Genomic DNA, 13,552 nt, shown 5'->3' on the forward strand with positions numbered 1-13,552 from the left:
CGTCCCCGCTCCCCCGCTCACGCCGACCTCCGCAACGACACCAGGTCGGTCAGCTCGCGGTCCGTCAGCTCCGTGAGGGCCGCCTCGCCGGAGCCGAGGATGGCGTCGGAGAGGGCCCGCTTGGATTCCAGCATCTCGGCGATGCGGTCCTCGATGGTGCCCTCGGTGATGAGGCGGTGGACCTGGACGGGCTGGGTCTGGCCGATGCGGTAGGCGCGGTCGGTGGCCTGTTCCTCGACGGCCGGGTTCCACCAGCGGTCGAAGTGGACGACATGGCCCGCTCGGGTGAGGTTCAGACCGGTGCCGGCCGCCTTCAGGGACAGCACCAGGACCGGCGTCGCTCCGCTCTGGAAGCGGTCCACCATCTGCTCGCGGTCCCTGATGGGCGTGCCGCCGTGCAGCAGCTCGACCGGGACGGCGCGGTCGGCGAGATGCGCGGTGATCAGGCGGGCCATGCCGACGTACTGGGTGAAGACCAGCGCGGAGCGGTCCTCTGAGAGCAGCGTGTCCAACAGCTCGTCCAGCAGGGCGAGTTTGCCGGAGCGGGCGGCGAGGCGGTCCCCGGCGGCGGCTCCCGCCTCCTCCTTCAGATACAGCGCCGGGTGGTCGCAGATCTGCTTCAGGGCGCCCAGGAGTTTCAGGACCAGGCCCCGGCGGGCGATGCCCTCCGCCGTCTCGATGGCCAGCAGCGACTCGCGGACCACGGCCTCGTAGAGCGCGGCCTGTTCGCGGGTGAGGGGGACGGGGTGGTCGGTCTCGGTCTTGGGCGGGAGTTCGGGGACGATGCCCGGGTCGGACTTCTTGCGGCGGAGGAGGAAGGGCCGGACCAGGCGGGCGAGACGGGTCACGGCCTCCTCGTCCTCGCCGTTCTCCACGGCGCGGGCGTGGCGGGCGCGGAAGGACTTCAGCGGGCCGAGGAGCCCGGGGGTCGTCCAGTCGAGGAGGGCCCAGAGCTCGGAGAGGTTGTTCTCGACGGGGGTGCCGGTGAGGGCCACGCGCGCGGGCGTCGGGATCGTGCGCAGGGCCTTCGCCGTCGCCGAGTAGGGGTTCTTGACGTGCTGGGCCTCGTCGGCGACGACCATGCCCCACTCCTGTCGGGCGAGGAGCGGGGCCGCCGAGCGCATGGTGCCGTAGGTGGTGAGGACGAAGCCGCCGTCGAGGTCGTCCAGGGTGCGGTCGGGGCCGTGGAAGCGGCGTACGGGCACGCCGGGGGCGAAACGGGTGATCTCCCGCTGCCAGTTGCCCAGCAGGGAGGCGGGGCAGACGACCAGGGTGGGCTCTCGGCGGGCCCGGCGCAGATGCAGGGCGATGACCGTGACCGTCTTGCCGAGGCCCATGTCGTCGGCGAGACAGCCGCCGAGGCCCAGGGAGGTCATGAGGTCCAGCCAGGCCAGGCCCCGGAGTTGGTAGTCGCGCAGGGTGGCGGTCAGGCCCGGGGGCGGGTCGACCGGGCCGATGCCGGCCGTGAGGCGGTCGCGGAGGGCTGCCAGTGCCCCGACCGGTACCGCTTCCACCGTCTCCCCGTCGACCTCGGCGGTGCCGGTGAGGGCCACGGAGAGGGCGTCCACCGGGTCGAGCAGGCCCAGTTCGCGCTTGCGGGCCTTGCGGACGAGGGCCGGGTCGACGAGGACCCACTGGTCGCGGAGGCGGACGATCGGTCGGTGTGCCTCGGCGAGCGTGTCCATCTCGGCCTCGGTCAGCGGATCGCCGCCGAGCGCCAACTGCCAGCGGAACCGCAGCAGTTCCTCGCCCTCGAAGAAGCCGGTGCCGTCCGTGGCGGAGCCGGGCGCCGGGCGTACCTCGGCGCGGGCGCTGAGGTCGTGGGCCAGGTCCCTGGGCCAGTGCACGGCGACGCCGGCCGCGCCGAGCCGGGTGGCGGCGACGCCCAGCAGGTCGGACAGCTCGTCCTCGGAGAGGGCGAGGACATCGGGTACGTCCTGCTCGGAGAGCCGGTCCAGGGGCGGCCAGACGCGGGCCGCGCGGCGTACGGCGAGGGCGGCGTCCACGCGCGCGCGGGGCCCGAACGCCGCGTCCGCGTCACCCGCCCACAGTGCCGCCGCGTCGACGACGAGGGTGGGGTCGGCGAGGCTGTGCACCTGGACGACGGCCGCGCCCGCCCTCGGTGCCCGCTCGCTGTCGTCGAAGAGGTCGTACGCGGACAGGTCGAGGCGCAGCGAGACGCGTACGCCCGCGTCCATGCCCGCGGCGACCTCGGCCGCCCAGTCACGGGCGTGCGGCAACCGCTGTCCGGCGTGCGCCGCGAACGGTTTCCCGGAGACGTACGGCGCCGCCGGGCCGCGTGGCAGGGTGTCGGCGACCGCATCCAGGAAGGACCGCATCAACGGCTCAGGCTCGGGCAGCCGCAGCGGCCCCTTGCCGGGCAGCGGCACGGCGTGGCCCTCGTACGGCAGTGCCGCGGCGACGGCTCTGAGGTGCGCGATGTCGTCCGGGTCGAGCGGTCCCGCCCGCCACGCGTCGTACCCCTCGGCGGTCAGTCCGGGCAGCAGGCGCCCCCGGGCGATCAGTCGCAGCGCGTGCAGGGCGGCCGCTCCCCAGCAGGCGGTGGCGGGGTGGGCGGCCGGGTCGCGCCGGGCTCGGGTGAGCAGGGGCAGGGCTTGGCCGACCGGAAGGCACACGGCGGGGACGGTGCCTCTGCGGGCTCCGGAGCCGTGCCGTCGTACGACCGTGAGGTCCTCGGTGTCTCCGGGGGGCGGCTCCGCGCCGCCCTCCGGGTCCCAGAAGGCGAACCGGCCGTGGCGGGGCAGCGGCGCGGGCAGGAAGACGGCGGCCAGCCGGACGGGGACGGCCGGCCGCGCGGGGACGGCCGTGTCGGCCTCGGGAACAGCCATGTCCCGCATACGTCGGTCACCTCCCGTCCTTCGGTCGGATGAGCCGTCACCGGCTCCGATCAGCTGTCTCCGACTCTACGGGCGGGGTCTGACAACGGGCCCCGACGGCCGTGCGCGAGCACGTCCGCACAGGGGTTTCCCCAGGTCAGGGCACCGTTCGCGACACCACGTACACCATCGGATGGTCCGGGTTGGACCGGTTCACGACGATGTCATGGGTGGGGGCGGGGTTCTTCTGGTCGTTGACGAGGCCGTACCAGGGGCCGGAGCCGGTGAAGTCCCAGCCGACGATCCGCCGGTCGCGGGCGTTGACGGCGATCTCGTCGTCCTCGAGGTCGTCCGTGCTGAGGCCGATCTGGTTGAGGAAGCTCTCCAGGCCCTCGTTGCTCGTATAGAACTGCACGTAGAGACGGCTGGTCTTCCAGTTGTTCGTCTCGTAGTACGCGACGTGCTTGGAGTACGGTGGGATCGGCACCTGGTAGAGGCGCTGCTGGACCCGGGAGGGCCAGTGGGCGGTGAGGCCGGTCGCCGAGTACTTCTTCTCCTTGTCCTTGCCGCTGTCGCGGCTCTGGTTGGCGGAGATCACCAGATAACCGGCCGGTACGCCGATGAGCAGCACGATGATCGCCAGGGTGATCGCCCGGCGGCGGATCCTGCGGCGGCGGTTCTCGGTGGGCTGCTCGGGCTCCTCCGGCGAGGAGCCCTGGTGCGGCACGGCGGCGGTCATGCGGAGTCCTGGGTGGTACGGCGGGCCTCCACGTACCGCGCGTAGCGCTCGTACCGCTCCACCCGGCGCCGGTTGGCCCGGCGGAAGCGGCGGGCGACGAGTCTGGCGAGGTCGGCGGCGCCCACCATGCCGGCCTCCGGGCCGAGCTGGGCGCGGGCGATACGGGCCTCGGGGCGGTAGCCGCGGCCGGTGAGATGACGGCGGAAGGCGTCCCGGGCCGGGCCGATCAGCAGGTCGTCGGCGGCCGAGACGCCGCCGCCGATGACGAAGCAGGACGGGTCGAGGGCGGCGGCCAGGTTGGCGATGCCGACGCCGAGCCACTGGCCGATGTCCTGGAGCAGCTCGATGCACATGGCGTCGCCCTCGCGGGCCAGTTCCGTGATCATCGGCCCGGTGATGTCGCCGATGTTCCCCTTGACGTGCTCGATGATCCCGTACGCCACCGGGGAGTCGGCCGCAGCGAGTTCGCGGGCCTCTCTGACCAGGGCGTTTCCGGAGCTGTACTGCTCCCAGCAGCCGCGGTTGCCGCACGGGCAGCGGTGGCCTCCCGGCACGACCTGCATATGGCCGAACTCGCCCGCGACGCCGAACTTGCCGCGCTTGACCTGCCCGTCCTCCAGGATCGCGCCGCCGATGCCGGTGCCGAGCGTGATCATGACCAGGTGGTCCTCGTCGCGGCCGGCGCCGAAGCGCCACTCGGCCCAGGCGGCGGCGTTGGCGTCGTTGTCGACCAGCACGGGCACGGCGAGGCGGCCGGCGAGACGGTCGCGCAGCGGCTCGTTGCGCCAGGACAGGTGGGGGGCGAACAGGACGCGGTTGCGGTCCGCGTCGACCCAGCCGGCGGCGCCGATGCCGACGGCGTGCACGTCGTGCCGGTCGGAGAGGTCCAGGACCAGCTCCGTGATGGTGTCCTCGACGACCTGGGGGCTCTTGGACTTGTCCGGGGTCTCCGTGCGGAGCTTCTCCAGGATGTTGCCGTCGGCGTCCACGACGCCCGCCATCACCTTCGTGCCGCCGATGTCGATGCCGACGGTGGGGACGCGGGGGGCCGTCAGGTGGGAGCGGCGCTCGCGCGTTCCCACGGTCCGCAGGACGGTGGCCCGCGCGGAGCCGCGGTGGGTGAAGTCGCGGTAAGTGCTCATCGGGCCGATTCTGCCTTAACGCTCCGCTGGGTGGGGCGTGGGGGCAGGGGGTGCCGCCTCTTTGTTTTCGGGTGCGGGTGAGTGGGGGCTGGTCGCGCGGTTCCCCGCGCCCCTTAAAGGCAGGAGGTGCCCTCTTCTATGACCTCACCAGCAGCTGGAAGTCGAACGAGTAGCGCGAGGCCCGGTAGATGTGGGTGCCGTATTCGACCGCTCTGCCCGTGTCGTCGAACGTCGTGCGCTGCATGGTCAGGAGGGGGGCGCCCTCGGGCTCGGTCAGGCGGTCGGCCTCCTCCGCCGTGGCCGTTCTCGCGCCGATGGTCTGGCGGGCGCTGTGGAGGGTGATGCCCGCGGCGCGCATGAGGCGGTAGAGGCCGGTGGCTTCGAGTTGGGGGGAACCGAGGTCGAGGAGGTCGGTGGGGAGGTAGTTGCAGAGGTAGGCCATGGGTTCGCCGTGGGCCAGACGGAGTCGCTCGATGCGGTGGACTTCGCTGCCCTCGGCGACGGCGAGGGCGGCGGCGACCTCGGCGGAGGCGGTGACGGTGGTGTTGACCAGGACGCGGGTGGCGGGGCGCTGGCCGGCGGCTTCCAGGTCGTCGTAGAGGCTGCTGAGTTCCAGGGGGCGTTTGACCTGGCTGTGGACGACCTGGGTGCCCACGCCCCGGCGGCGTACGAGCAGGCCCTTGTCCACGAGGGACTGGATGGCCTGGCGGACGGTGGGGCGGGACAGGCCCAGGCGTGCGGCCAGCTCGATCTCGTTGCCCAGCAGACTGCCCGGGGTCAGCTCGCCGTGCTCGATCGCGGCCTCCAGCTGCTGGGACAGCTGGAAGTAGAGCGGGACCGGGCTGCTGCGGTCGACGCTGAGCTGGAGCGACACGGTCGGATCCACTTCTGGTTTCGGCACGGGCCGAGCGTAGCCCCGGTGCTTGTTGACGGGAAGTTGCGTAGTTCGGTTGTCCGGACAATCCATTGACACGGTGGCAGGTGCGACCGCACTTTGTTTCCCATGCGCATCGGACTCATCGGAGCGGGTCGCATCGGGACGTTCCACGCGACCACGCTCAGCCGCCACCGCGATGTCGGCTCTTTGATCATCACGGACGTCGATACGACTCGGGCCCATGACCTCGCGGATCGCCTCGGTGAGACGGTGGCGCCGGGCGTGGACGAGATCTTCACCTGGGGTGTGGACGCCGTGGTGATAACGGCCGCGACCTCGGCCCACGGCGAACTGATCGGTCGGGCAGCACGCTCGGGGCTCCCGGTGTTCTGCGAGAAACCCATCGCGGTGGATCTGCCGGGCACGTTAAGCGCGCTGGCCGAGGTCGACGCGGCCGGGACCGTGCTGCAGATGGGTTTCCAGCGGCGCTTCGACTCGGGGTATGTCACCGCGCGTGAGGCGGTGCGCGCGGGCCGGCTCGGGCGGCTGCACACCGTACGGGCGCTGACGGCCGATCAGACGCCGCCGCCCCCGGAGTACCTGCCGATCTCCGGCGGGATCTACCGGGACTGTCTGATCCACGACTTCGACATCGTGCGGTGGGTGACGGGGCGCGAGGTCGCCACCGTGTACGCCACCGGGTCGGACGCCGGGCACCCGATGTTCCGGGAGGCGCACGACGTCGACACGGCGGCCGCCGTGCTCACGCTGGAGGACGGGACGCTCGTCACGGCCACGGCGGCGCGGGTGAACGGGGCCGGGTACGACGTGCGCCTGGAGCTGGCGGGGGAGCTGGACACCGTGGTGGTCGGACTGGACGACCGTACGCCGGTAGCGTCCACCGAGCCGACCGGGCCGCCGCCCGCCGACAAGCCGTGGACCGGCTTCCTGGAGCGCTTCGCCTCCGCGTACGAGGCCGAGATCGCCGCGTTCGTCGAGGTGGTGCGCGGGGAGCGGGCGAATCCGTGCGACGGCCGGGAGGCGCTGCAGGCGCTGCGGGTCGCCGAGGCGTGCGAGTTGTCCCGGCTGGAGCACCGCCCGGTCAACCTGGGCGAGATCCCGGGCGGCCGGGAGTAGCCCACGCCTCCGGAGCGCAGGGCTTCCGCCCAGGGCCGAACGGTTCGCGCGTTGTCGGGTGCGGGTGGGTGGGGCTTCTCGCGCAGTTCCCCGCGCCCCTAAAAGACAAAGACCCGGCCCCTGCGGGCCGAAAAGCGAAGCGGGGCGCAGCCCCTGCTTTGCTTTTCAGGGCCGCGGGGAACTGCGCGACCAGCCCCCACCGGACCCGCGGATGGGGGTCGAAGGGGCGCAGCCCCTGGATGGGACGGGTAGGGGCGGCGGGGGCGGGAAATCGCCCTCACCACCGCAGCGGCAGGCTCCGTACCCCCCGTATCAGCATGCCCGGCAGCCATTCGCCCGGTGGACCGTCCAAGGTCAGGTCGGGGCAGCGCTCCAGGAGGGCGCGCAGAGCCACGCGGGCCTCCAGGCGGGCCAGGGGCGCGCCGAGGCAGTAGTGGATGCCGTGGCCGAAGGCGAGATGGCCGCGGGTGTCCCGGTGGATGTCGAAACGGTCGGGGGCCGGATAGCGGCCGCCGTCGCGGTCGGCGGCGGTCAGGCCGATCATCACCGAGTCGCCCGCCGGGATGGCCGTACCGCCTATCTCCAGGGGCTCGGCCGCGTAGCGGAACGTCGCGTTCTCCACCGGGCCCTCATGGCGCAGGGTCTCCTCCACGACCGCGTCGACGAGGCTCGGGTCGGCCCGCACCTCGGCGAGTTGCGCGGGGTGGGTGAGGAGCGCGTGGACGGCGCCGGTGATGAGGTTGACGGTGGTCTCGTGGCCGGCGATGAGGAGGATGAAGGCCATGCCGCGCAGTTCGTCGGCGGACAGCCGGTCGCCGTCCTCGGCGGTCGTCCGGATCAGGGCGCTCAGCAGGTCGTCGGCGGGCGGGGAACAGCGCTTGTCCTCGATCAACTCACGGAGATAAGCCGCGAGTTGAACGATGGACTCGTACTCGTGCTCGCCGCTGGTCGGTGCCACCACTTCCGTGGACAGCTTGCGGAAGGCCGCCCGGTCGAACTCGGGCACGCCGAGCAGCTCGCAGATGGCGGTGAGCGGCAGCGGGTACGCGAACGACTCCACCAGGTCGGCGTGGCCGAGCGGCAGCATCGCGTCCAGCAGCGAGTCGGTGATCTCCCGCACCCTGGGCCGCAGTTGCTCGACCCGGCGCGCGGTGAACTCCCGGGCTATCAGCCCGCGCAGCCGGGTGTGCTGGGGTGGGTCCGAGTTCAGCAGATACTTGCCGATCAGCTCCTCGTCGAGGAAGGTCACCCCGATCTTCGAGCCGTCCTTCGCCAGCCGGGGATCGGCGAGCGCCGCCCGCGCCTCCTCGTACCCGACCACGAGCCAGACCTCGTGGTGGACCTCCGGCTTCGGCAGCCGCACCCGGTGCACGGGGCCGCGCGCCCGCAGTTCGGCGTACACCGGATGCGGGTCCTCGGTGAACGCCGGTCCGTACGCCCCCAGATCGATCACATGCCCACGCCTCATGAATTCCCCCTCGCCCGTGACAACGGGCGGTGTCACTCAGGAGTGCCCGTCCTCCTCCAGCAGTCCCGCGTCGTACGTCAACAGGGCGATCTGCACACGGTTGTTGAGGTCGAGCTTGGTGAGGATGCGGGAGACATGGGTCTTGACGGTGGCGACGCTCATGAAGAGTTCGCCGGCGATCTCGGCGTTGGAGGCGCCCCGGCCGACGGCGACGGCGACCTCGCGTTCGCGGTCGTTGAGGGCGGCGACGCGGGAACGGGCGTGCGTGCGGCGGGTGTCCTGGGCGCTGCCGGCGGCGTGTGCCATGAGCTGGCGGGTGACGGCGGGCGAGAGCACGGGATCACCGGCCGCGACCCGCCGTACCGCTGCGACGATCTCGGCGGGCGGGGTGTCCTTGAGGACGAATCCGGCGGCGCCCGCGCGCAGGGCGCGCAGGACCTGGTCGTCGGCGTGGAAGGTGGTGAGGACGACGACCTGGGGCGCGTCCGCGCGGCCGCGGAGCCGCTCGGTGGCCGCGAGACCGTCGACAGTCGGCATCCGGATGTCCATGAGGACGACGTCGGGGCGCGTACGGTCGACGAGGGCGTCCACCTCGTCACCGTCGGCTCCCTCGCCCACGATCTCGATGTCGTCGGCGCCGCCCAGCATGAAGGTCAGTCCGGCGCGGACAAGGGGGTCGTCGTCGACGAGGAGCAGTCGGATCGCGGTCATCGGCCCACCGTTCGGATGTCGGTCATGGGGCTACCGTAATGACGCTTCGTCGGGGACCGCCGCGTTGTCATGCGCCGACCCGTTAGTGTCGGCCGGTACGGCATTCAACTGACGGAGGTTTTGGGTGCGTTACCGACTCCTGGGCCGGACCGGGCTCCGCGTCTCCGAGCTGTTCCTCGGCGCCATGACGTTCGGGGAGCAGGGCGGGGTGGGCGCGCCCCGGGAGGAGTGCGCGCGCATCCTCGACGTGTACGCGGAGGCCGGCGGCAATGTGATCGACACGGCGGTCAACTACCGGGGCGGGGAGAGCGAGCGCATCGTCGGTGAGCTGCTCAAGGGGCGGCGTGACCGGTTCGTGCTGTCCACCAAGTACACCGTCTCGCGCGACGGCACCGACCCCAACGCGGCGGGCAACCACCGCAAGAATCTCGCGCTGTCGCTGGAGACGAGCCTGAGGCGTCTGGGCACCGACTACGTCGACCTCTACTGGGTGCACATCTGGGACCGGAACACCCCGGTCGAGGAGACGATGCGCGCCCTCGACGACGCCGTACGGTCCGGGAAGGTCCTCTACGTCGGTATCTCGGACGCTCCGGCCTGGGTGGTCTCGCGCGCCAACACCCTCGCGGAATGGCGGGGTTGGTCGGCGCTGTCGGCGCTCCAGGTGCCGTACAGCCTGCTCAACCGGGACATCGAGCGTGAACTGCTGCCGATGGCGGAGGCGTTCGGCATGTCGGTCGCGGCCTGGAGCCCCCTGCAGAACGGCATCCTGTCGGGCAAGTACACCCGCCCGGGCGGGGTGGCCGCCGGCACCGCGACCCGGCTGTCCGCCGAGGCGATCGGGGAGCGGGAGCGGGCGGTGGCGGAGGCCGTGCAGGCCGCCGCGGACGACCTCGACGCCACCCCGGCCCAGATCGCCATCGCCTGGACCATGGCGCACTCCCCCGCCGTGCACCCCATCCTCGGCGCCCGCCGTGTCGAGCAGCTCATGGACAACCTCGGCGCCGCCCGGCTCGTCCTCCCCGAGGAGGTGCTGGCCCGGCTGGAGGAGGCCACCGGCTTCCGCCGCGGCTTCCCCGGCGACTTCATCGACGAGGCGTCGGCGTGGGTGTACGGCTCGGCGGGGCAGCGCGTGGTGCCGCGTACGACTTGAGGGCAGCGCGTGGCCGTTCGGTCGTGGGTCCGTACGTGGCCCTCTCATGTACGGCCCGACCGACCGGAGTTGGCCCTCAGCCGCGCAGTCGCACCCCGTGCCGGGTGCGCAGCCGGTGGATCTCCCACCACGCGACGGCCGTCACCGAGGCCGGGCCGCCGATGAGGGCGGCGAGCTGGACCTGGGGCGGGCCCGGCGGCAGCCCGCCGACGGCCAGGTTGATGGCGGAGAACTCCCACACCAGGGCGCCGGTGAGCAGCGCCGGGAGCGCCGGGTGCACATCGACGGTGTTGAAGGCGCTGCGCACGGCGGGTCCGGAGGCGAAGGCGATGAAGAGCAGCACCCAGAGCAGCGGCACGAGGAGGACGAGCGGCCCCCACACCCCCACGTCCTCGCCCATGTGGTTGTCCGCGTAGTAGATCGCCCCGATGAGGACGGGGACCGTCGTGAAGGCGCCCACGTACCACAGCGCCGATTTCCCGGCGGTACGCAGATGGGGGCGCATGGCCCGGCGTGCGGTCGGCGAGGAGGAGCGGAAGAGGGCCGCGACGACCACGGGTGCGCTGAGGAGCAGCAGCCAAGGGCTGATGACCAGCCGCATCATGAACTGCTGCTGCGCCTGGTCCACGTCCTCGGGCTTGCCGTACGCCGCCAGGATCAGCAGGGACATCACGGTCGCCGTCCAGGCCCGCCTGCGCTGCAGCCGCGCCACGTCGTCGTCCACCAGGCGGTGGCGTGCGCGGGAGGGGAAGACCCGCCGGGCCGGGCGGCGGGCCGAGCGGGCGAGCGGGTAGCCCACCAGCAGGCCGACCACCAGCGGCCACGCGCACATCACGGCCATCGCCCACAGACAGCCGTGCAGCCGCAGCCCGCTCAGGAACTCCCTCAGCGGCGGCCACTCGTCCTCCCGCATCCGCCGCACCAGGGTGGGCGGCGGTGCGGGGACATAGGGGTAAGGCCCGTACGGGTGAGGGGGGTTGGGGCCGTACGCCGGGCCCGGCTGGGGCGCGACGTACGGGCCCGGTGGCGGCGTGGGGTACGGCCCTCCGTGTGGTGGCCGGGGCGGCTGGTACGGATTGTGTCCCCCGAAACTCACTCTGCTGTCCCTCCCGAGGCGTCGGTGCCGATTGGCTCGCGCGAGTCCTACGGCTCGTCAGGCTCGTACGGCTCACAGGAGGCGGACGATGCTCAGGGGTCGAACGGTTCTCGCGAGTCAACTCGCCATCATGCGCGAGGACATGGCGCGGCGCACACCGGTTCCGGTGCCACGCCGTACTTAGCCCCAGGGCAGCCAGGCCCGCACCCCGAAGCCGCCGTCCTGGTCGGGCCCGTGGTCCAGGCGGCCGCCGGCGAGCGTGGCGCGCTCGGTGAGGCCGATGAGGCCCTGACCGGAGCCGGGGACGGGCGGGACTTCCCCCGGGGGCGCCGGATTGTGCACGGAGACGGTGAGTCCGTCGCCCGGGGCGCCCGAGACGGTGACGGTGACCTCGGCGCCGGGAGCGTGCTTGCGAGCGTTGGTCAGGCACTCCTGGGCGATGCGATAGGCCGTGCGGCCGACGGAGGCGGGGACGGCGGCGCGGTCGCTGACACGGTGGTCGAGGACGACCTTCATGCCTGCCTCGCGGGACTCGGTCACGAGGGTGTCGAGCGCGGCGAGGGTCGGCTGGGGACGGCCAGCGTCGTCGGGTTCGCCCGCGCGCAGCACGCCGATGATCTCCCGCAGGTCCTGCAGGGCCTCGTGGGCGCTCTCCCGGATGACGCCCGCCGCGCGGGCGATCTCGGCCCGGGGCGCGTCGGGCCGGAACTCCAGGGCGCCCGCGTGCACGCTCAGCAGCGTCAGACGGTGGGCCAGGACGTCGTGCATCTCGCGGGCGATGGCCTCCCGGGCGAGCCGTTGCGCCTGCTCGGCCCGGAGCGCCGCCTCCGTCTCGGCGCGCCGGGCGCGGTCCCGGAAGCTCAGCATCAACTGCCGCTTGGAGCGCACGAACATGCCCCAGCCGACGATCGCGGCGGTGAGGAGCACGGAGAGGAAGACCGCCCAGGGGTAGCTGACATCGGGGTCGGGGCGCAGCCAGAAGAACAGCGGGTTCAGTACGAGGGACACGCCGCCGACCCAGGCCACGTACCGGAAGGGCCGGTGCACGGTGAGGGTGAAGAAGGCGACCAGACCGGCGCCGCCCGCGGTGTTGGACACGAAGCAGACGGGGACCATCGCCACGGCGAGGCCTACCGGCCAGCGCCGGCGCAGCCAGACGGCGGTGCAGGCGAGCGCGCCCAGCACCTGGTCGAGGACGGCGTAGGCCTGCGGCAGGTCGGGCTCGTTCCTGACCGTGTCGACGCCCAGGAGGCCGATGAACACGGCCAGCAGGAAGCAGGTGAAGTCGACGACCCAGTCGCGCGCGGTGCGCCGGGGCGGCCGGCCGGGCCGTCCGTTCTCCGGGTCCTGTGCCGGGTCCAGCAGGGCCGAAGGCAACAGCCAGCTCCGTCCCGGGAAGGTCGGCGGCTCGGGTACCGGCTTGTCACCACTCACGGTCGACGAATCTACGCAGAGACGGCCTCCGCCACCTCCCCTCGCCGGTGATCGCGACCAAAGTCGTGACCTCGCCGACTTTCGGCGGTCCGCCCTGCCGCGGCTCGGTACTCCCGTCGGACGGACCCCGCCCCGCGGCCGATGACCGTGGGGGGACCGCGGGGCGAGGATCCTGGACATGAAGCAGGTGTTGGAGTTTCTCGGGTTCATCGCCCTGCTGCAGGGCACCGGCGGTCTGGTGTACGAACTCACCGGCAAGCTGCGGTGGGGGGTGACGCAGCGGTGGAGCGCCCTGGACGGCTACGAGATCTATGTGAGCATCGCGCTGATCGTCCTGGCGATCGCCCTGTTCGCGGCGGCGGAGAGCCGGAAGCCCGGCTGACCGTCTGTCCGGTGGGGGATGAACAGACGGCCAGGCCGGGGCGACGCCGGTTCGGCCGATCCGGCCGGCTGGTTCAACCGGATCGACCTGATCAGCTGGATCAGCAGTCGTAGTCGATCAGGTCGAAGGACGCGTAGTGGTCGGCGGTGTAGTAGTCCTCCTGGTAGTCCTCACCGGTGACGATGCGGCGGGCGCCGCGGGTGGAGGAGCCGGGGGTCTTCACCGTGTACTCGTGGTAGTAGCCGGTGGACTGCGTCGGCAGGATGCGTTCCCGGTTCTGGAAGACGCTGCCGTCCTGCGAGTACGGGTAGGGGCCGCCCTGGGCGATCAGGTTCAGGGTGGTGTACGCCTGTGACGGCAGGTCGCCGTAGCAGATGCTGCCGACGGCGGTGGTGGCGGCGCCCGCCGGGCCGGCGGTGACGGTGCCGCCGACGAGGAGGGCCGACAGGAGGGCGGCCGCGGCGCCGATACGAGTGGTCCGTGGGGGGAATCTCATGGCGACATGATGACGCGCGTAGACAGTGGCATGTCAATGACAAGTTCCATGATTTTCCGGGCACGTCCGGTAAGTTTTCC

The 13,552-nt window shown here is 72.2% G+C and carries 12 protein-coding genes; 3 read left to right on the forward strand and 9 right to left on the reverse strand.

Going from position 1 to position 13,552, the window contains the following annotated elements:
- Positions 1-17: 17 nt before the first annotated feature.
- From ACWD26_RS21760 to ACWD26_RS21775, 4 genes are all read right to left on the reverse strand, one after another.
- Positions 18-2,858 carry a DEAD/DEAH box helicase gene (locus tag ACWD26_RS21760; protein WP_451272434.1) on the reverse strand — a complete coding sequence of 947 codons (2,841 nt, stop codon included), beginning with the start codon at positions 2,856-2,858 and terminating at the stop codon, positions 18-20.
- Between the two features lie 136 nt (positions 2,859-2,994).
- Positions 2,995-3,576, reverse strand: a complete 582-nt coding sequence (locus ACWD26_RS21765) for a sugar kinase (RefSeq protein ID WP_451272436.1) — start codon at positions 3,574-3,576, stop codon at positions 2,995-2,997.
- Complete coding sequence (locus tag ACWD26_RS21770) at positions 3,573-4,718, reverse strand: ROK family glucokinase (RefSeq protein WP_152172533.1); 1,146 nt, start codon at positions 4,716-4,718, stop codon at positions 3,573-3,575. Before ACWD26_RS21770 ends, ACWD26_RS21765 begins: the two co-directional genes overlap by 4 nt.
- A gap of 136 nt (positions 4,719-4,854) precedes the next feature.
- A complete protein-coding gene (locus ACWD26_RS21775) occupies positions 4,855-5,592 on the reverse strand; it encodes a GntR family transcriptional regulator (RefSeq protein ID WP_451272755.1) in 738 nt (245 codons plus the stop codon).
- Between the two features lie 129 nt (positions 5,593-5,721).
- Between ACWD26_RS21775 and ACWD26_RS21780 the strand changes: the two genes are divergently transcribed.
- Positions 5,722-6,732 (forward strand): Gfo/Idh/MocA family protein, encoded by a 1,011-nt coding sequence (locus ACWD26_RS21780; RefSeq protein WP_451272439.1) that lies wholly within the window; start codon positions 5,722-5,724, stop codon positions 6,730-6,732.
- Between the two features lie 277 nt (positions 6,733-7,009).
- Here the strand turns inward: ACWD26_RS21780 and ACWD26_RS21785 are convergent, their stop codons facing one another.
- On the reverse strand, positions 7,010-8,200 hold the full coding sequence (locus ACWD26_RS21785; RefSeq protein WP_451272441.1) for a cytochrome P450 family protein: 1,191 nt from the start codon (positions 8,198-8,200) through the stop codon (positions 7,010-7,012).
- A gap of 36 nt (positions 8,201-8,236) precedes the next feature.
- Positions 8,237-8,911 (reverse strand): response regulator, encoded by a 675-nt coding sequence (locus ACWD26_RS21790; RefSeq protein WP_451272443.1) that lies wholly within the window; start codon positions 8,909-8,911, stop codon positions 8,237-8,239.
- A gap of 124 nt (positions 8,912-9,035) precedes the next feature.
- On the opposite strand from ACWD26_RS21790, the gene ACWD26_RS21795 reads away from it, so the two are divergent.
- A complete protein-coding gene (locus ACWD26_RS21795; protein WP_451272445.1) occupies positions 9,036-10,064 on the forward strand; it encodes an aldo/keto reductase in 1,029 nt (342 codons plus the stop codon).
- 76 nt (positions 10,065-10,140) lie between these two features.
- On the opposite strand, the gene ACWD26_RS21800 is transcribed toward ACWD26_RS21795, so the two are convergent.
- Entirely contained in the window at positions 10,141-10,986 is an 846-nt protein-coding gene (locus ACWD26_RS21800) for a hypothetical protein (protein WP_451272757.1), read from the reverse strand.
- A 354-nt stretch (positions 10,987-11,340) separates the two neighbouring features.
- The gene (locus ACWD26_RS21805) at positions 11,341-12,594 is read right to left on the reverse strand and encodes a sensor histidine kinase (RefSeq protein WP_451272447.1); all 1,254 of its coding nucleotides are present in this window, start codon (positions 12,592-12,594) and stop codon (positions 11,341-11,343) included.
- A gap of 178 nt (positions 12,595-12,772) precedes the next feature.
- Between ACWD26_RS21805 and ACWD26_RS21810 the strand changes: the two genes are divergently transcribed.
- On the forward strand, positions 12,773-12,976 hold the full coding sequence (locus tag ACWD26_RS21810) for a hypothetical protein (RefSeq protein ID WP_451272449.1): 204 nt from the start codon (positions 12,773-12,775) through the stop codon (positions 12,974-12,976).
- A 100-nt stretch (positions 12,977-13,076) separates the two neighbouring features.
- Here ACWD26_RS21810 and ACWD26_RS21815 read toward each other — a convergent pair whose 3' ends face one another.
- Entirely contained in the window at positions 13,077-13,472 is a 396-nt protein-coding gene (locus ACWD26_RS21815; protein ID WP_451272451.1) for a ribonuclease domain-containing protein, read from the reverse strand.
- Positions 13,473-13,552: the final 80 nt, after the last annotated feature.

The sequence above is a fragment of the Streptomyces sp. NPDC002787 genome (assembly GCF_053592095.1).

What these genes read in the sequence shown, in the direction of transcription:
- ACWD26_RS21770 (WP_152172533.1), bottom strand. Translation starts at nt 4,718, where the DNA reads ATGAGCACTTACCGCGACTTCACCCACCGCGGCTCCGCGCGGGCCACC.
- ACWD26_RS21810 (WP_451272449.1), top strand. Translation starts at nt 12,773, where the DNA reads ATGAAGCAGGTGTTGGAGTTTCTCGGGTTCATCGCCCTGCTGCAGGGC.
- ACWD26_RS21760 (WP_451272434.1), bottom strand. Translation starts at nt 2,858, where the DNA reads ATGCGGGACATGGCTGTTCCCGAGGCCGACACGGCCGTCCCCGCGCGG.
- ACWD26_RS21815 (WP_451272451.1), bottom strand. Translation starts at nt 13,472, where the DNA reads ATGAGATTCCCCCCACGGACCACTCGTATCGGCGCCGCGGCCGCCCTC.
- ACWD26_RS21780 (WP_451272439.1), top strand. Translation starts at nt 5,722, where the DNA reads ATGCGCATCGGACTCATCGGAGCGGGTCGCATCGGGACGTTCCACGCG.
- ACWD26_RS21785 (WP_451272441.1), bottom strand. Translation starts at nt 8,200, where the DNA reads ATGAGGCGTGGGCATGTGATCGATCTGGGGGCGTACGGACCGGCGTTC.
- ACWD26_RS21790 (WP_451272443.1), bottom strand. Translation starts at nt 8,911, where the DNA reads ATGACCGCGATCCGACTGCTCCTCGTCGACGACGACCCCCTTGTCCGC.
- ACWD26_RS21765 (WP_451272436.1), bottom strand. Translation starts at nt 3,576, where the DNA reads ATGACCGCCGCCGTGCCGCACCAGGGCTCCTCGCCGGAGGAGCCCGAG.